Consider the following 16909-nt stretch of genomic DNA (forward strand, 5'->3'; position numbering starts at 1 on the left):
GCCACTCCTCACCGGATCCGCCTCCCGCCGGGGGCACCCCCCGTGGGTCTGCCACCCGCCGGGATGCGCACCTCGCAGGCTCTGCCACCCGCCGGGGGGCACACCTCACCGGCTCCACCGCCCGTCGGGCTCGCCCCTCACCGGATCCGCCGGCTCGCAGGGGTCCGGCCCGCCGGGCCCGGCCACCAGGGGACGGCCCTCGCCGGGGTTCGCTGTTCGCCGGGCCTGCCGCTCGCTGAGGCGGCTTCGCCGGCCACGCCCGGACTCGCAGGGGAGCCGGCGCTCGCGGGGGCCTGGGGCCCGGTCGCGGGACTAGGTCCGCAGGACCGGTCTCGGCGGTGTCCGACGCTCGCTGGAAAGTGGCCTTCCCCGCAGGCTGCCGTTCGCTGGGGTGGCTGTCCCGGTGGGCGGGTTACGCCGCTCACGGACGGCCGGGCCGGTGTCCGTCGGTACGGGCGCTCGGGGCGGCGGTGGGCGCAGGTGACGGAGGGGCGGCGGGCCGGGGTCAGCGGGACGTGCGCCGGAGGGCGAGGCGTTCCTTTTCCGAAAGGCCGCCCCAGACGCCGAAGCGCTCGTCGTTGGCCAGCGCGTAGTCCAGACAGGCCGGGCGCAGCTCGCACATGGCGCAGATGCGCTTCGCCTCGCGCACCGAGCTGCCGGGCTCGGGGAAGAAGAAGTCCGGTCCGGTCTGCGCGCACAGGGCCTGCGCCTGCCAGGTGTCGTCGGCCGGAGTGATCGTTTCGAAGTGCATGGCCAGGATCGTGCCGCGTGGTGAAAAACGTTCGATCAACGCCGGGTCAACGCCGCCGCCAGGGCCTCCGCCACCCCGATGATGCTCCCCCGGGCCGGACCGGCGCACGGCGGCGCGCGGGGCCGGGCCGAAATCCGGGACCCGGGCCCGGTAGGGCGCGGCGCTGTGCTCCGGCGGCGATTGTCAGTGGGGGGTGCCAGACTCGGCAGTGCACAGGACGGGACCCTTTCCGAGGAGGGCGAAGATGCTCACCACCCGTTTCGTCAACGGCGCGCCGAACTGGATCGACATCGGCACCCCGGACATCGACGGTGCCCTCTCCTTCTACGGCGGCCTCTTCGGCTGGCAGTTCCAGTCGGCGGGGCCGGACGCCGGAGGCTACGGCTTCTTCCAGCTCGACGGCAGGACCGTCGCGGGCGGTATGCAGTCCGGCCCCGAGCAGGGCCCGCCGGCCTGGACGGTGTACTTCCAGAGCGAGGACGCACAGGCCACCGCCAAGGCCGCCCAAGAGGCCCACGGCAGTGTGCTGTTCCAGCCGATGGACGTGATGGGGCAGGGGCACATGGCGGTGCTCGCCGACCGGGCGGGCGTGCCGTTCGGGATCTGGCAGCCGGCCCGGACCAAGGGCGTCGACGTGGCGAACGAGCCGGGCGCGCTGTGCTGGGTCGAGCTGTACACCCCGGACATCGCCGCAGCAGCCGCCTTCTACCACCAGGTGCTCGGCCTGGAGACCTCCGCCGTGCCCTTCCCGGGCGGGACGTACACCTGCGTCAACCCGGCGGGCGGCGCCGAGGACACCATGTTCGGCGGCATCGTGCCGCTGGCCGACGCCCCGGCCGAGGCCGAGGGCGGCCCGTACTGGCTGCCGTACTTCGAGGTCATGGACACCGACGCGGTGGTCGAGAAGGCGCAGCAGCTCGGCGGAGCGGTGCGCATGCCGGCGACGACCATGCCGGGGGTGGGCCGCATGGCCAAGCTCAGCGACCCGTACGGCGCGCGCTTCGCGGTGATCAGAAGCGAGTCGCAGCAGGGCTGAACCCGGACCGGACGGAAGCCCGGCGCAGCGGTCCGGCTAGGCGGAGGCCCGTCGTATCAGCGTGGTCGGCAGGATCACCCCGCCGGCGGGCGGCGGGCCGGCCGAGGCACCGGTGCGGTCACGGGCGTCGGCCAGGCCGTGCAGCAGCAGGCGGGCCATCAGGCGCCCCATCTCCTCGATGTCCTGACGGACCGTCGTCAGCGGCGGGTCGGCCTCCTCGGCGACGGGCAGCATGTCGTCGAAGCCGATCACGGCAACGTCCTCGGGCACCCGCCGGCCCTTCTCGCGCAGCACGCGCAGGGCACCGAGCGCGGTGAGGTCGTTGGCGGCGAACACGGCGTCCACGTCCGGGCACCGTTCGAGGAGTTCCCGCATGGCGCGTTCGCCGCCGGCCGGTGTGAAGTCGCTCTCCACGACCAGCCGGGGATCGTTCCCGCCCGGCACCTCGGCCATGACGTCCCGGTAGCCGTCCAGCCGGTCCACCGCGGACGTCTGGTCCAGCACGCCGGTGAGGTGCGCGACGCGTCTGCGGCCGAGGTCCACGAGGTGCCGTACGGCCGTGCGTGCCCCGCCCCGGTTGTCGCAGTCGACGTACACCACGCCCGGCCCCGGGCTCCGCCCCGCCCGCGTGGCGCGCCGGGGCTCGTCGTCGCGGCTGTCGTCGCCCCAGCCGGGCCGTCCGCCGAACACGGTGGGCACGTTTGCATCATGGATGAGGCCGGGCAGCGGGTCGTCGAGGTGCAGGGAGAAGACGAGCGCGCCGTCGACGTGGCCTCCGGCGAGATACCGGGCCACGCGCGCGTGATCGTCACGGCCCTCGGTGAGCAGCAGTACCAGCTGGTTGTCGTGGGCGGTCAGCTCCTTGCTGATGCCGCGCAGCTGCAGGGCGAAGAAGGGGTCGGCGAAGACCCGGGTCTCGGGCTCGGCGATGACGACGGCGACGGCGTCGTGCCGCTTGGTGACGAGGCTGCGCGCCGCCTGGTTGGGGACGTACCCCAGCTCGGCCACGGCCTGCCGGACCCGTTCCGCCAGGGGTTCGCGCACCCCGTCGCCGCCGTTGACCACCCGGGACACGGTGGCCCGGGACACCCCGGCCCGCGCGGCCACGGCCTCCAGCGTGGGACGCGACACTGCCTCGGTCACTTCGGCATCTCCTCCTCGGCGGCTGCCGGTCAGGATAACCGTGCGGTGAAGACGCCGCCGGAGCGGCAACGGCGGCTTGTGGAGGGGCAGGTGAACTCGCCGGTCCGCGCCGGGGGAGGCCGGCGGCAGCCGGGCGGCCTCAGGACGTCTTCTCCTGGCGGGCCCGGCTCGGTTGGACCCGCTTCGGTTCGCCGGGCATCTTCGGGTACTCCGGCGGGTACGGCAGGTCGCCCAGGCCGTGGTCGTGTTCGTCGCGGCGGGCCAGTTCCAGCAGGGCGTCCAGGGAGTAGGCGTGGTCGTCCATGTCGGCGTGCACGTCGCCGAGTTCGGCGAAGCGGCCCGGCATGGTGGCGAGGTCGAAGTCGGCGGGGTGGGCCACGCCGACCTCCTCCCAGCGCAGGGGTGCCGAGACGGGGGCGTTCGGGTGGGGGCGGACGGAGTAGGCGGAGGCGATGGTGCGGTCGCGGGCCGTCTGGTTGTAGTCGAGGAAGATACGGCGGCCCCGCTCCTCCTTCCACCACTTGATCGTCACCTGGTCGGGCATCCGGCGTTCCATCTCGCGGCCGACGGCGATCGCGGCGCGTCGCACCTGGGTGAAGGTCCAGCGCGGTTCGATCGGGACGAAGACATGCAGGCCACGGCCGCCGGAGGTCTTGGGCCAGCCTCGCAGCCCGCCGAACTCGTCGAGGACGGCGCGTAGTTCGTGCGCGGCGCGGGCGGCGTCCGCGTAGTCGGTGCCGGGTTGCGGGTCGAGGTCGATGCGCAGTTCGTCGGGGCGGTCGACGTCCGTGGCGCGAACCGGCCAGGGGTGGAAGGTGAGCGTGCCGTACTGGGCGGCCCAGACGACGGCACCCTCCTCGGTGGGACACATCTCGTCGGCGCTGCGGCCGCTGGGGAAGGTGATGTGGGCGGTCGGGATCCAGCCGGGCATGCCCTTCGGGGCCCTCTTCTGGAAGAACCACTCCCCGCCGACGCCGTCCGGGTAGCGCTCCAGGGTGGTGGGGCGGTTGCGCAGCGCGCGCAGGATGCCGGGGCCGACGGCGACGTAGTACCGCGCCAGGTCCAGCTTGGTGAAACCGCGCTCGGGAAAGAAGACCTTGTCCGGGCTGGACAGCCGTACCGTCCGACCGCCGACCTCCAGTTCCACCGCAGCACCCATGCGGCCACGGTAGGCGCACCCCGCACAGCTCGCACACCGGGCGGCAAGGGACGTATGCGAGCAGAATCGAGGGCATGGATCTGCCGGTGATGCCGCCTGTGAAGCCCATGCTCGCCAAGTCGGTGGCGAAGATCCCGCCGGGTATGCACTACGAGGCGAAGTGGGACGGGTTCCGTTCGATCGTGTTCCGGGACGGCACGGAGGTCGAGCTGGGCAGCCGTACCGGAAAGCCGCTGACCAGGTATTTTCCCGAGCTGGTGGGGGCGCTGAGGGAGCGGGTGCCGAAGCGGTGCGTGCTGGACGGGGAGATCGTGATCGCACGGGAGGGCCATCTGGACTTCGACGCGCTGACCGAGCGGATCCACCCGGCGGACTCCCGGGTGCGGATGCTGGCCGAGAGGACCCCGGCGTCGTTCGTCGCCTTCGACCTGCTCGCGCTGGACGACCAGTCGCTGCTCGACGTGGAGCTGACCGACCGCCGTGCCCTGCTGGACCGGGCGCTCGCCGCGACCACACCGCCGGTGCATCTGGCGCCCGCGACGACGGACCTCGCAGTGGCGCAGCAGTGGTTCGAGCAGTTCGAGGGCGCCGGTCTCGACGGGGTCGTCGCCAAGCCGCTCACCCTGCGCTATCTGCAGGACGAGCGGGCCATGTTCAAGATCAAGCACGAGCGGACGGCGGACGTGGTCGTGGCCGGGTACCGCTTCCACAAGAGCGGCCCGGTGGTCGGCTCGCTGCTGCTGGGGCTGTACGACGACCACGGCAAACTGCAGCACGTCGGCGTGTCGGCCGCCTTCTCCATGAAGAAGCGGGCCGAGCTCGTCGAGGAGCTGGAGCCGCTGCGCATGGACGACGTGGCCGGGCATCCGTGGGCGGCCTGGTCGGACGAGGCCGCCCATGAGACGGCCCGGCTGCCGGGGGCGCCGAGCCGCTGGTCCGGGAAGAAGGACCTGTCATGGGTGCCGCTGCGTCCGGAGCGGGTCGCCGAGGTGGCCTACGACCACATGGAGAACGGCCAGCGCTTCCGGCACACCGCCCCCTTCCGCCGCTGGCGCCCGGACCGCACGCCGGAGAGCTGCACCTACGCCCAGCTGGAGGAGCCGGTCCGCTACGACCTCGCGGAGATCCTCGGCGAGAAGGACCGGGCCTGAGGCGGGGCTGCGTCCGGTGAGGCAGGGCTGCGGGCTCAGGGCTGCATGAGGATCTTGATGGCGCCGTCCTGCTTGCGCTGGAACATCTCGTAGGCGTGCGGTGCCTCGGTGAGCGGCAGCCGGTGGGTGGCGAAGTCCTCGACACCCAGGGGGTCCTCGTCGGTCAGATACGGCATGATCAGGTCGGTCCAGCGGCGGACGTTGGCCTGGCCCATGCGCAGCTGGATCTGCTTGTCGAACAGGGTGAGCATCGGCATCGGGTCGGCCATCCCGCCGTAGACGCCGCTGAGCGAGATGGTGCCGCCGCGCCGGACCAGGTCGATCGCCATGTACAGGGCGCCGAGCCGGTCGACGGCGAAGCGTTCCGCGAGCGGCGCGCTGATCCTGCGGGGCAGGAGCCCGGTGGCGGTCTGGGCGAGCTTGGCGGCGGCGCTGCCGTGGGCCTCGGTGCCGACGGCGTCGATCACGGCGTCCGGGCCCCGGCCGCCGGTCGCGTCGCGGATCGCGTGCACCAGCGCCTTCTCGTCGTCGAAGGCCCTGAGGTCGTACGTCTCCACGCCGTCCCGGGCGGCCCGCGCGAGCCGTTCCGGCACCAGGTCGACGCCGAACACCTGCTCCGCGCCGCGCGCCCTCGCGATCCGGCAGGACATGTCGCCGATGGGGCCGAGGCCGAGGACGGCGAGGGTGCCGCCGGGCGGGACGGCGGCGTACTCGACGGCCTGCCAGGCGGTGGGCAGGACGTCGGAGAGGTAGACGAAACGGTCGTCCGGGGGGCCCTCGGGCACCTTGATCGGGCCGAACTGTGCCTGCGGGACGCGCAGATACTCGGCCTGGCCGCCGGGGACGGCGCCGTACAGACGGGTGTAGCCGAACAGGGCGGCGCCCATGCCCTCGCCGGTGACCTGGGTGGTCTCGCACTGCGTGGGCAGGCCGGTCAGGCACATCCAGCAGTTGCCGCAGGCGATCTGGAACGGCACCACGACCCGGTCCCCCGCCGCGAGGTCCGGCACACCCGGGCCGACCTCCTCGACGATGCCGATGGGTTCATGGCCGAGGATGTCGCCCGGGGTCATGAACGGGGTGAGCACCTCGTACAGGTGCAGGTCCGAGCCGCAGAGGCCGGTGGATGTGACGCGGATGACGGCGTCCGTGGGCTCCTCGATCCGCGGGTCGGGCACGTCCTCGACACTGACGTGCCGCCTGCCCTGCCAGGTGACTGCCTTCATGGGGTCCGCTCCCTCGCTGTCCTGCGTGCGGTGGCGCCCGGGTACCCGTGCCCACCTGCGCCGAATCCCCGGCCGGGACCTCGTCGGGGAACTCCGCCCGCAGCGGCGCCTTGTCGATCAGCAGCGAGCTGCGTCGGGCGCCGGAGCGGTCAGCCGTATGCAGTCAGGTGTGTGCAGTCACGTGCATGCGGTCGCGTGCATACCGCCGACCGTAGCCCGCCTACCGCAGCCCCCGCCCCGTCTCCAGCACCTCCCTCGCCTGGGCCACCAGCCCGTCCGCGCCGCAGGCCCGGGCAAGGTCCAGGCCCCGGTTGAGCTCTGCGACGGAGCGGGCTGCGATGCCGTACTCGACGCGGGCCGCCGCGTGTTCGTACTGGCAGGGTGAGGCTTCCAGGTAGGTGACGGCCTGGGCGGCGAACTGGACCGCGCGACCGCCTGTCTCCAGGGCGGCGGCGCAGCGCAGGGCCTCGCCGATGGCGGTGTCCGTGCCGAAGCGCTCGGCCTGCCGGCGGGCGTCGGCGGCGAGCTGGGCGGCACGGGCCGGGTTCTGGCCGGTGACGGCCTTGGCGAGGTCGATGGACCAGGGTGAGAGGACGGGATTGTGGCCGCCGCGCGAGGCGGCCGTCTTCTCTGCGGCCTCCAGTTCGTGGATGCCCTCCTCGGTGCGGCCGACGGCGAGCAGCAGCCGGCCGCGGACGCAGCGGATGTCGGGCAGCACGATCGTGGACGGGTAGGGCGGCGCGAAGCCGTACTGCTCGGCGATCGACCAGGCCTCGTCGATACGGCCGCGGGCCAGCAGGGTGTCGATCAGTCCGCAGGTCGCCGACCAGTACAGCGGCAGCCGGCGGCCGACGCGTTCGGCGAGGACGAGAGCCTCGCGCAGGGTGGACTCGGCGTCGCGCAGCCGGCCCTGTCTGCGGTAGGCGAGTCCGAGGAAGGCGTTGGCGAGGGAGAGATGGCCGCCGCGCCAGCCGGCGGTGGTGTAGGCGCGCAGGGCCTCGGCGAAGAGGCTCTCGGCGCGGTCGAGCCGGTCGGCGTAGGCGTACGCGCTGCCGAGCATCATCAGCAGCTCCATGCCCCACTCCTGGTCGGTCCAGCCGAGACCGGGTGCGAGGCGGCCGTTGACGAGGGCGCGGTCGCACAGTTCGAGGACCTCGTCGGCGCTCTCGCCGTGCGTCATGGCGTCGAAGCCGCGCAGGATGAGCAGGGCGCGTTCGGCGTTGTCGCGGCCGGTGCAGGTGCGCGCGAGGTCGGCCAGGCTGCGGGAGCGGGCCGGGGAGACCGTTTCGCCGTGGATGCCCTCCCACATGAACTGCACGGCCTGCAGCCGCAGTTTGACCGGTCCGGGTTCGTGCCGTGCGGCCTCGGCCTCGACCGTGCGGACGGCCTCCTCCAGCTGGTCGTTGTGGAGCAGCGCCTGGGAGAGCCGGACCACCGCGTCGACGCGCCGCTCGCCGTCGAGGCCGGACAAGCCCAGGGCGTGCTGCAGGTGTTCGATGGTGACGGCGGGTGCCGTGAGCAGGGTGGCACAGCCCAGTTCGTACAGGACGTGTGCGTGGACCTCGGGGAGCGGTGGCTCCTGCAGGGCGCGTTCGAGGCAGGTGCGGGCCGCGTCCGGGGCGCCGACGGCCAGGTGTTCGCGGGCGGCCTCGCGCAGCTGCTCGACGAGTTCCTCGTCGCCGTCCGGGTGCACCTTCAGCAGGTGCCGGGCGGCCTGGGCGGCGCCGCGGCCCAGTTCGGTGATGATCTGGGCGGCGACGCCGTGCATGGCGGTGCACACGCCGGACGGGATGGAGTTGTAGACGGCGGTGGCGATGAGCGGGTGGACGAACTCCAGCTCCCCCTCCTCGCGCTCGGTGCCGGCGCCCTGCATTCCCGCCGGCTCGGGTTCGGTGAGGATGCGGGCGGCGCAGAGCAGGTCGGCGCAGTGCCGGGCGACGGCCTCGTCCATGGTGGCGAGGCGGGCGACCATGTCGACGGTGATGCCGGTGCCGAGGATGGCGGCGGCCCAGGCGAACTGGGTGGCCTCCAGGCCGAGCCCCTTGAGCCGGTCGACCAGTCCGCCGCCGCGCGCGGCCCGGTTGAGGGCGCGCAGTTCACCGGCCCGGCCCTCGACCGGCTGGAGTTCGCTGTCCTGCACCCTGGCGAGGAGTTCGACGGTCTCGTAGGGGTTGCCCCCGGTGACGGCCCAGACTTCGCGGCAGAACGCGTCGTCGGCGTGCCGGCCGAGGGTGGCGCGGGTGAGTCCGGCGGCGGCCTCCGGGGTGAGGGCCCTGAGATTGGTGACGGGGCGGCCCGCGGCGGCGGCCACCGCGTCGAGGTGGCGGGCGCTCTCGCCCCTGACCTCGCCGGGCCGGCGGGCGACCACGACGAGAACGGACAGGTCGTCCAGGCGTTCGGCGAACGCGGCGAGCCAGCGCAGGGTCTCCTGATCGGCCCAGTGCGCGTCGTCGATCAGCAGCACGAGCGGCCACTCGCGGCGGGCGAGCCGGCGGACCGCGGCGACGAGTCCGTCGCACACGTACTGCGGGTCGGCGCTGCCCTCCTGCGGGTCGGTTATCCCGAGGGCCGGACCGGCGATGTCGTACCAGTCGCCGAGGTACTCACGGGCCTCCTCCGGCAGTAAGGACAGCAGCGCGGGCTGGAGCAGCTGCCGTACCACGTTGAACGGGACGGACTTCAGGGTCTCCGCGCCCCGCGCCGACCACACGGTGCAGCCGCGGCGTTCGGCGATGCGGCGTGTCTCCGCCAGCAGCGCCGTCTTGCCGAGTCCCGCCTCGCCGCGGACGACGAGCAGGCCGCCCGCGGACGTCTGGTCGGCGCACAGGAGGTCGAGTGCCTGTGCGACGGTGCCGATCTCCCCGTCCCGCTCCCACAGGGAAGCCGAGGCGGCCGACGGCGGCCGTCCCTCCGTCATTCCGTTACCTCCCCAGGTCGCCCGAATGACGTACAGACCACGAGCCTAGCCGTCCGGTGGGATGTGTGGTGGCCGGTCGGGGCAGCTGTTGCCCCGGTGGGTGAAACCGGGTGCGGCCGGGCGACGCGCACCCGGCCCGAGCAGCCGGTCAGCAGCGGACGGAGCGTCAACCATGGCTGGCACGAAACCTGTTTCCGGCGCCCGAGCGCCCTCGCGCGGGCCGGCGGTGCGCGCGGTGGCGGCGGGTTCGGTGGGCAATCTCGTCGAGTGGTACGAGTTCGGGGTCTACGGCTTTCTGGCCACCGTGCTGGCCGAGCGGTTCTTCGCCCCGGCGGGCGGCGGCACGGCCGAGGCGCTGGTGCGAACGTACGCCTCGTTCGCGCTGGCCTTCTTCTTCCGGCCGCTCGGCGCGGTGCTGTTCGGCCGGCTGGGCGACCGGTGGGGGCGGCGTCCGGTGCTGATCGCGGTGGTCGCGCTGATGTCGGGGACGACGACGCTGATCGGCGTGCTGCCGACGTACGGCACCGCGGGCGCGCTCGCCCCGTGGCTCCTGACGTTCCTGAGGGTGCTTCAGGGGCTGTCGGCGGGCGGGGAGTTCGGTGGTGCCGTGACGGTGCTGACGGAGTTCGCGCCGCCGGGACGGCGGGGTCTGTACGGGGCGTGGCAGTCGTTCACGGTGGCGCTGGGGCTGCTCTGCGGGGCGGGCGTGGCGGCGCTGACGGCGGCCGTGCTCTCCGGGGCCCAGCTGGCCGCCTGGGGCTGGCGTGTGCCGTTCCTGCTGGCGTTGCCGCTGGGCATGGTGGCGCTGTGGCTGCGGGCGGGGCTGGCGGAGACCCCGTCGTTCCTGGCGCACGCGGAGCGGGAGGGTGTGCGGACGGTGCGGCTCGGGTCCGGGGCGCTGCTGCTCGCGGCGGCGCGGGTGACGGGCTGGGCGGCGGCCGGCTACACGTTCCTGGTGGTGCTGCCCTCGTACCTCCAGGTCTCGCTGCATGCGGATGTGCGCCGGGCGCTGCTCTCCGCGGCCGTGGCCAACGCGGGGTTCGCGGCGGCGATCCTGCCGGCGGGACTGCTCAGCGACCGGGTCGGGCGGCGTCCGGTGCTGATCGCGGGGGCCGTGCTGGTGGCGGTGACGGCGCTTCCGGTCCTCGATCTCCTTCAGGATCCGGCTGCTTCGGGACTCGTGAAGGGGTGGGCGCTCGCCGCTGCGGGCGCGATGGTGGGCCTGATGGCCGGTCCGGGCCCCGCGCTGCTGGCCGAGACGTTCCCGACCGGGGTGCGCTGGACGGGCCTCGGTCTCGCCTACGCCCTGGCGAACGCGGTGTTCTCCGGCTGCGCCGGGCTGATCATCACGGAGGCGGTGCGCCGCACCGGCAACCCGGACGTGCCCGCGTACTACGCGGCGACGGCGTGCGCGGTCAGCGCCCTGGCCCTGCTCGGACATCCCTCGAAGAAGCGGACACACCCCTCGGGGAAGGTGAGTTGACCGATGCTGGTGATCGGTTTGATGTCGGGGACGTCGTACGACGCGGTCGACGCGGCGGCGGCCGGGCTCCGGCTCGACGGTGACACGCTGCTGCTGCGGCCCCTGGGGATGGTGAGCAGCCCGTACGACGCCGGTCTGCGCGCGGCGCTCACGGGAGCGCTGCCGCCGGCCGCCGTACCGCTCGCCGAGGTGTGCCGGCTGGACACCGGCATCGGGCGGGCGTTCGCGGCGGCGGCGGTGCGGGCGGACCGTGAACTGTGCGGCGGGCGGGCGGAGTTGGTGGCCTCGCACGGGCAGACCGTGTATCACTGGGCGGCGGGCGGCCGGGTGCACGGCACGCTCCAGATCGGTCAGCCCGCCTGGATCGCGGAGGCGACCGGGCTGCCGGTGGTCGCCGATTTCCGGGCCCGGGACGTCGCGGCCGGCGGTCAGGGCGCGCCGCTGGTCAGCCTGGTCGATCTGTTGTGGCTGCGCGGCAGGCCGGGCCGGGCGGTGGCCCTGAACATCGGCGGCATCGCGAATCTGACCGCGCCGGACGGGACGGCGTTCGACACCGGACCGGGCTGTGCGCTGCTGGACGCGGCGGTCCGGGAGTTCAGCGGCGGACGCGAGGCCTATGACGCGGACGGCGCGCTGGCCGGGCGCGGGCGGCCGGAGCGGCGGCTGCTGGACCGGCTGCTCGCGGAGCCGTACTACGCGCTGCCACCGCCGAAGACCACTGGCAAGGAGGTGTTCCACGCCGGGTATCTGCGGTCGGCAGGGCTGTTCGACGGCATCCGTCCCGAGGACGCGCTGGCGACCCTCGCCCTGCTGACGGCCCGGACGGTCGCGGACGCGGTGCGGTCCGTCGGCGCCGGCGAGGTGATCGCGTCCGGCGGCGGCATCCGCAACCCGGTGCTGGTGAGGATGCTCCGGGAGGAGCTGGCGCCCGTTGCGGTGCGTGCCTCGGACGAGCTGGGGCTGCCGGGCGCCGCGAAGGAGGCGTACGCCTTCGCGGTCCTCGGCTTCCTGACCGCCCATGGCCTGCCCGGTACCGATCCGCGCAGCACGGGCGCCCGCCATCCGAGCGTGCTGGGGTCGCTGACCCCGGGCAGGGACGGGTTCCGGCTGCCGCCGGCGGCGTCGCGCGGGCCGGTGCGACTGGTGGTGGAGGGGGCGGACCGGGGGCCGTGACGAGGGCGGCCGGGCGGCCGCGGGGCGGAACCGACGGGGCGGATCATCTCGTCCGAGGGCGGGGACACGGGTCCTCTCATCGCGCTTTCACCGTCGCCTCATACGGTATGGGCATGACGCAGGTGACTCCCCCCGGGTGGTACCCCGACCCCGGGCAGACGAACGACGGTCCGCCCACCGAGCGCTGGTGGGACGGCAAGGCCTGGACGGACCGGACCCGCCCCGCCGGGACGGCCGCCCCGTGGGGTCCCCCGGCACAGCAGCCGGCGCACCCGGCGGCACCCTCCGTTCCCCCCGGGTACGGCGCACAGCCCGGGTATCCGGCGTATCCGGCCTACCCCGCTGCGGCCCGCAACGGGTCCCGGCGCCTGCGCACCGGCATAGCCGTCACGGTGGGGGTGGCGGTCCTGGCGAGCATCGTGGTCGGCGCGTGGGCGCTCGCCAAGAACCCCGACGGCCACGCCGACCGGGCCGGGACCCGGCAGGGAGCCGCGGGCGGGCAGGACGGCGGCCAGGGCGGCGGACCCGGCGGCTCGGGCGGCTTCGGCGGTCAGGGCGGGTCCGGGGGCGGATCCGGTGGGGCCTCGCCGTCGCCGGGTCAGCCCGAGGCTCCCAAGGTCAAGGGCGGCGGCACGGTGCCGGACCTGGCCAACGGGATCAGCCTGCCGGTGCCCCAGGGCTGGACCGGGCAGACGATCCGCCTCGGCGCGGAGGTGACCTCCGACGACTCCTACACGTGCCCGGGCAATCCCGCCCAGACCTGCACCCCCGGCGGCGCCTACACGGCTCCGGCGCGGGCACTGCGCATCAAGGGCGACACCGCGGAGGAGGTCGCCAAGGCGGACATCGCGGCGAACGCCAAGCAGTCCTACGGCGGGAGCACCTACGGCAGCATCACCTCGCACCAGGTGCTCGGCTCCGGGACGGTGACGGTGGCCGGGCAGAAGGGCTACATGGTGCGCTGGAAGGCGGTCACCAGCAAGGGCGCCGACGGATACGTCGAGTCGGTCGCCTTCCCCTCGCCCGACGACGCCCGGCAGATCGTGGTGGTGCGCTTCGGCATCGACGTCGGACAGAACACGTCGGTCATCGACGAGATCCTCAAGGGGATCAAGGTCTCGTCCGGGGGCGGGAACGGCCAGGACGTCTGATCCCGGCCCGCCCGGACATGATGTGGCCGGGCGGGGCTCCCCTCCGCTCAAGAGGAGCCCCACCCGGCCGGGGGTGCGCGCCGCCCCCGTCCCCACGGTGCGGCGCGGGCAGGTCGCCGTCGAGTCATCCCGTGAACGGCGACCTGAGTCCTATGTCAGCCCGAGCGCAGGAAGCACGGTGGCCTCCACGAAACGGGCGAGATAGTCGGCGTCGGCGTACTGGCCGCTGAGCACGGGCCTTACGCGCAGCACGCCGAAGATCATCGCGGGGATGTACTCCAGGGCCGGATGGTCCGCTCGCACCTCGCCCCGGGCCACACCCCGCGCGAGCATCTCCTGCAGCGCGGCGATCTCCGGATACACCAGCGCCTCGCGCAGCGCCCGGGCCAGTTCCTGGTCCGCCGTCACCGCGTGCCCGAGCGCCTGCAGCAGCCTGGTGTCCTTGCCGGACCAGTCACCCGCGGCCCGCGCGGCCTGGCGCAGGTCCTCGGCGAGCGATCCGGTGTCGATGCCGGCGAACCGCACCCGGCGGTTGGCGCGCAGTGCGGCCGCCACGAACTGGGGCTTGGTCTTCCACTGCCGGTAGAGCGTGGACTTGCTGCAGCGGGTGCTGGCGGCGACGCCCTCCATGGTGACCGACTCGTAGCCGCACTCGCGGATCTGCTCCAGCACGGCGTCGAAGAACTCCCGCTCACGCTCCGGCGTGATCTTGGAGCGGCGCGAGGCGACGACCGTCTCCGGTCCGTCCGCGGCCTGCGACGTCATGCGGTGCTTCCTCTCACTCTGGGCCCTGGCCCTGTGTCTCCAGTGTGTCGCACATCAATCGATACGCCAGTGTACCGGTACCAAACCGTATCGGTACACTGGCGTATCGGTACGTCAGCGTATCGATGATGTGCACACCCGCACCACCGTCAGCGAAGGGGCCGGGGGATGAATGCCCGAACCGAGCCTGCAGAGGCAGAAGCGGAGCCGGACGCGACCGCGCGTCCGGCGCTGATACGTGAGCTTCTGCTGGTCGCGGGGCTCTTCCTCGTCTACAAGCTCGGCCGGCAACTGGCCATCGGGCACACCGGGACCGCCTTCCACAACGCACACCGCGTGTGGGACCTGGAACGGACCCTGCATCTCCCGCACGAGAACGGCGTGCAGTCCGCACTGCTGCACGGCGACACCCTCGTCCGCCTCGCGAACACCTACTACGCCACCGTCCACTTCCCGGCGACGCTCGCCTTCCTGGTCTGGCTCTACCTCAGGAGGCCCGCCCACTATGTGTGGGCCCGCCGGGTCCTCGCCCTCGTCACCACCGCCGCGCTGGTGCTGCCGTTCACCTTCCCGCTCGCCCCGCCGCGGATGCTGACCGGTACGGGTCTGGTGGACACCGCCCGCCGGTACGGCCCGTCCGTGTACGGCCCGCCGGCCGGCGACCACCTGTCCAACCAGTTCGCGGCGATGCCGTCGCTGCACTTCGGCTGGGCGCTGATGGTGGCTGTCGGCCTGATCGCGGCCACCAGGTCCCGGTGGCGCCCGCTGTGGCTGCTGCACCCGCTGATCACCCTGCTGGTGATCGTGGGCACGGCGAACCACTACTGGCTCGACGCGCTCGTGGCCACGGCCATGCTCGGCACAGCCCTGGCCGTGGTCCGTCCGCCGCACCCGAAGGCCACCGCGCCGGGAGGCGGCACCGGCCGGCTCGCGCCGCGCGAGCACGTCCTCGCGGGAGCGGGCCGATGAGCGCCGCCGCCCTGGCCGCCGTAGCCCTCTGCCTCGTCTCGGCCGTCGCCTACGCGCTGGCCGCCGTCGCCCAGGAGCGCCTCGCCTCGCGCACCACCGGCACCGGCCTGCTGCGGCTGCTCGGCACCGGTGCCTGGTGGTCGGCGGTCGGCCTGAACGCGGCCGCCGCCCTGCTGCACGTCGTCGCCCTCAAGTACGGTCCGCTCACCCTCGTCCAGCCGCTGGGCGCGCTCACCCTGGTCGCGGCCGTGCCGCTCGGGGCGCGGGCGGCCGGACGCCGGGTCGGTACGGCGGAGTGGCGGGGTACGGCGCTGACGCTGCTCGGGCTCGCCGCACTGCTCGTCACCGCCTCGGGACCGGCGCCCGCACGGGTGCTGACCCTGACCGAGGCGCTGGCGGTCGCCGGTACGACCGCTGCCGCCATCGGCATGCTGTCGTGGCCCGGCGCCCGGCCGGGTCTCAGGCACGCGACGGCGTCCGGCTTCGCCTCCGGTGTCGCCTCGGCGCTGACCCAGACGGTGACCGTGGCGGCCACCGACCGCACCGGGCCGGGCCCGAGCACCGAGGTGATCGTCGTCGCCGTGCTCGTCGCCGCGTTCGCCGCCGGCGGGCTGCTGCTGTCCCAGACCGCCTACCGCGACGGCCTCGGCGCGCCGCTGGCGGTGGTCACCCTCACCAACCCGGTGGCGGCCGCGGTCATCGGGCTCACCCTGCTCGGCCAGGACCTCAGGGGCGGCCCGGCCGGCGTCCTGCTGGCCCTCGCCGGGGCCGGCCTGGCGTCCCGGGGCGTGGTCCTGCTCACCCGGGGCACGCCGGATCCGGTGCAGCCGGTGCTTGAGGACGATGACCACCCCGTGGCCGCGGTGCTGGCGCTGGAGCCGGGCACGGCGACCGCCGAACCCGCGCTGGTGCCCCGGCAGCCGGAACAGCCGGGACACCTCACCTCGCTCTGACCGCCCGGGCTCCGCGGACACACGACGGCGGCCGGTGCGCGCGAACTGCGCAGGCACCGGCCGCCGTCGCCGTACTCCCCGTGTTCCGTTCTCCCCGTCGGGGCCCGCTCAGTTCCAGCCCCGCGAGTCCTGCTTCAGCGCGGTGTCGACGGTCAGGGCCGTCGCCACCACGAGGCTCAGCAGCGGCTCGGGCAGCTGGTAGTGGATCTGCAGGACGTAGTTGTCGGCGCTCGTGAAGAGCGTCTTGGCGAGGCCTTCCCAGGTCTTGGTGATCCGGGCCACCTCGTTGTCCGCGTGGTCGACGATGGCGAAGTTCCACGCCCGCCAGTTCTCCGCCTTGATCGCGCCGACCTGCTGGCCGTTCGCGTTCATCGCGAAGTTGATCTTCCCGATCATGTTCTGCTGGACGATCTCACCGACCTGCGAGCCGTCCGGGCGGGTCACGATGACCCGGGACTTGAAGATCTTCGCGGGGCGGGTCAGCAGCAGCTGCGGCTGCCCGTAGGCGTCGCGGATCTCCAGCTTGTGGGTCAGGAACTGGTCCCAGCTGGAGATGAAGCGGAAGATCTTCCTCAGCACGCCCTGGCCGACCTCGGTGACCGAGCCGATCTCGCGGCCGTTCTGATCCATGACCTTGTACTCGTTGGTCACCTCGATCAGCTTGGCCTTCTGGTTCACCACCAGGACGGGCTCGGTGAACAGGGTGCCGCCGCCGGGGCCGCCGGCCGCGACCCCGGCCTGCTGCTGCACCTGGCGCTGCACCTTGGGGTCGGCGGTCTGCGCCTGCGGGGCGCCGTAGTGCTGCGGAGCGGTCTGCTGTTGCGGAGCGGTCTGCTGCTGGGGCATCTGACCGGCGGGCGCCTGCGCCGGGTTGGTGTGCTCGGTCCACTGCGCGCCGTCCCAGTAGCGGAGCGTCTGCGGCGCTCCGTGCGGATCCGGGTACCAGCCTGCAGGAGTGTTCGATTGCGTGGTCACCGGGGCACACTACCCTGCTGTGACCGGTACCTGACCAGTCCGCACGGAGCGGTGTTC

14 protein-coding genes are annotated in these 16909 nt (G+C 73.5%); 7 read left to right on the forward strand and 7 right to left on the reverse strand.

Going from position 1 to position 16909, the window contains the following annotated elements; translation table 11 throughout:
- Positions 1-505 precede the first annotated feature (505 nt).
- On the reverse strand, positions 506-751 hold the full coding sequence (locus ACIGXP_RS09010; RefSeq protein ID WP_031167920.1) for a WhiB family transcriptional regulator: 246 nt from the start codon (positions 749-751) through the stop codon (positions 506-508).
- Between the two features lie 244 nt (positions 752-995).
- Between ACIGXP_RS09010 and ACIGXP_RS09015 the strand changes: the two genes are divergently transcribed.
- Positions 996-1787 (forward strand): VOC family protein, encoded by a 792-nt coding sequence (locus ACIGXP_RS09015; RefSeq protein WP_399765814.1) that lies wholly within the window; start codon positions 996-998, stop codon positions 1785-1787.
- A 36-nt stretch (positions 1788-1823) separates the two neighbouring features.
- Here the strand turns inward: ACIGXP_RS09015 and ACIGXP_RS09020 are convergent, their stop codons facing one another.
- Entirely contained in the window at positions 1824-2930 is a 1107-nt protein-coding gene (locus tag ACIGXP_RS09020; RefSeq protein WP_399765818.1) for a LacI family DNA-binding transcriptional regulator, read from the reverse strand.
- A gap of 139 nt (positions 2931-3069) precedes the next feature.
- Positions 3070-4089: a non-homologous end-joining DNA ligase gene (gene ligD, locus ACIGXP_RS09025; protein WP_363217499.1), complete on the reverse strand. Its 1020-nt coding sequence runs from the start codon at positions 4087-4089 to the stop codon at positions 3070-3072.
- A 74-nt stretch (positions 4090-4163) separates the two neighbouring features.
- Here ligD and ACIGXP_RS09030 point away from each other — a divergent pair, with 74 nt between their 5' ends.
- The gene (locus tag ACIGXP_RS09030; protein ID WP_399765822.1) at positions 4164-5240 is read left to right on the forward strand and encodes an ATP-dependent DNA ligase; all 1077 of its coding nucleotides are present in this window, start codon (positions 4164-4166) and stop codon (positions 5238-5240) included.
- A gap of 35 nt (positions 5241-5275) precedes the next feature.
- On the opposite strand, the gene ACIGXP_RS09035 is transcribed toward ACIGXP_RS09030, so the two are convergent.
- Positions 5276-6466 carry a zinc-dependent alcohol dehydrogenase gene (locus ACIGXP_RS09035; protein ID WP_399765824.1) on the reverse strand — a complete coding sequence of 397 codons (1191 nt, stop codon included), beginning with the start codon at positions 6464-6466 and terminating at the stop codon, positions 5276-5278.
- Between the two features lie 220 nt (positions 6467-6686).
- Positions 6687-9383, reverse strand: coding sequence for an ATP-binding protein (locus tag ACIGXP_RS09040; protein WP_399765827.1), 2697 nt, complete (start codon positions 9381-9383; stop codon positions 6687-6689).
- Positions 9384-9555: 172 nt separating this feature from the next.
- Between ACIGXP_RS09040 and ACIGXP_RS09045 the strand changes: the two genes are divergently transcribed.
- From ACIGXP_RS09045 to ACIGXP_RS09055, 3 genes are all read left to right on the forward strand, one after another.
- Positions 9556-10866, forward strand: coding sequence for an MFS transporter (locus tag ACIGXP_RS09045; protein ID WP_399765830.1), 1311 nt, complete (start codon positions 9556-9558; stop codon positions 10864-10866).
- A gap of 3 nt (positions 10867-10869) precedes the next feature.
- Positions 10870-12039 carry an anhydro-N-acetylmuramic acid kinase gene (locus ACIGXP_RS09050; protein WP_363217503.1) on the forward strand — a complete coding sequence of 390 codons (1170 nt, stop codon included), beginning with the start codon at positions 10870-10872 and terminating at the stop codon, positions 12037-12039.
- Between the two features lie 113 nt (positions 12040-12152).
- The gene (locus tag ACIGXP_RS09055) at positions 12153-13190 is read left to right on the forward strand and encodes a DUF2510 domain-containing protein (protein WP_399765833.1); all 1038 of its coding nucleotides are present in this window, start codon (positions 12153-12155) and stop codon (positions 13188-13190) included.
- 150 nt (positions 13191-13340) lie between these two features.
- Here the strand turns inward: ACIGXP_RS09055 and ACIGXP_RS09060 are convergent, their stop codons facing one another.
- Complete coding sequence (locus ACIGXP_RS09060) at positions 13341-13955, reverse strand: TetR/AcrR family transcriptional regulator C-terminal ligand-binding domain-containing protein (protein WP_363217505.1); 615 nt, start codon at positions 13953-13955, stop codon at positions 13341-13343.
- Between the two features lie 168 nt (positions 13956-14123).
- Between ACIGXP_RS09060 and ACIGXP_RS09065 the strand changes: the two genes are divergently transcribed.
- Complete coding sequence (locus ACIGXP_RS09065) at positions 14124-14924, forward strand: phosphatase PAP2 family protein (protein WP_399765837.1); 801 nt, start codon at positions 14124-14126, stop codon at positions 14922-14924.
- Positions 14921-15877, forward strand: coding sequence for a hypothetical protein (locus tag ACIGXP_RS09070; RefSeq protein ID WP_399765839.1), 957 nt, complete (start codon positions 14921-14923; stop codon positions 15875-15877). The genes ACIGXP_RS09065 and ACIGXP_RS09070 overlap by 4 nt, the downstream gene beginning before the upstream one ends.
- 108 nt (positions 15878-15985) lie before the next feature.
- Here the strand turns inward: ACIGXP_RS09070 and ACIGXP_RS09075 are convergent, their stop codons facing one another.
- Positions 15986-16852, reverse strand: coding sequence for a phospholipid scramblase-related protein (locus ACIGXP_RS09075; protein WP_363217508.1), 867 nt, complete (start codon positions 16850-16852; stop codon positions 15986-15988).
- Positions 16853-16909: the final 57 nt, after the last annotated feature.

This window comes from Streptomyces sp. NPDC053069 (genome assembly GCF_044546895.1).
GTDB lineage: Bacteria > Actinomycetota > Actinomycetes > Streptomycetales > Streptomycetaceae > Streptomyces.

Excerpts from the sequence above, each read along its gene's own strand:
- ACIGXP_RS09010 (WP_031167920.1), bottom strand. The coding sequence starts at position 751 with ATGCACTTCGAAACGATCACTCCGGCCGACGACACCTGGCAGGCGCAG.
- ACIGXP_RS09015 (WP_399765814.1), top strand. The coding sequence starts at position 996 with ATGCTCACCACCCGTTTCGTCAACGGCGCGCCGAACTGGATCGACATC.
- ACIGXP_RS09030 (WP_399765822.1), top strand. The coding sequence starts at position 4,164 with ATGGATCTGCCGGTGATGCCGCCTGTGAAGCCCATGCTCGCCAAGTCG.
- ACIGXP_RS09040 (WP_399765827.1), bottom strand. The coding sequence starts at position 9,383 with ATGACGGAGGGACGGCCGCCGTCGGCCGCCTCGGCTTCCCTGTGGGAG.
- ACIGXP_RS09065 (WP_399765837.1), top strand. The coding sequence starts at position 14,124 with ATGAATGCCCGAACCGAGCCTGCAGAGGCAGAAGCGGAGCCGGACGCG.
- ACIGXP_RS09055 (WP_399765833.1), top strand. The coding sequence starts at position 12,153 with ATGACGCAGGTGACTCCCCCCGGGTGGTACCCCGACCCCGGGCAGACG.
- ACIGXP_RS09050 (WP_363217503.1), top strand. The coding sequence starts at position 10,870 with ATGCTGGTGATCGGTTTGATGTCGGGGACGTCGTACGACGCGGTCGAC.
- ACIGXP_RS09045 (WP_399765830.1), top strand. The coding sequence starts at position 9,556 with ATGGCTGGCACGAAACCTGTTTCCGGCGCCCGAGCGCCCTCGCGCGGG.
- ACIGXP_RS09035 (WP_399765824.1), bottom strand. The coding sequence starts at position 6,466 with ATGAAGGCAGTCACCTGGCAGGGCAGGCGGCACGTCAGTGTCGAGGAC.
- ligD (WP_363217499.1), bottom strand. The coding sequence starts at position 4,089 with ATGGGTGCTGCGGTGGAACTGGAGGTCGGCGGTCGGACGGTACGGCTG.
- ACIGXP_RS09070 (WP_399765839.1), top strand. The coding sequence starts at position 14,921 with ATGAGCGCCGCCGCCCTGGCCGCCGTAGCCCTCTGCCTCGTCTCGGCC.
- ACIGXP_RS09060 (WP_363217505.1), bottom strand. The coding sequence starts at position 13,955 with ATGACGTCGCAGGCCGCGGACGGACCGGAGACGGTCGTCGCCTCGCGC.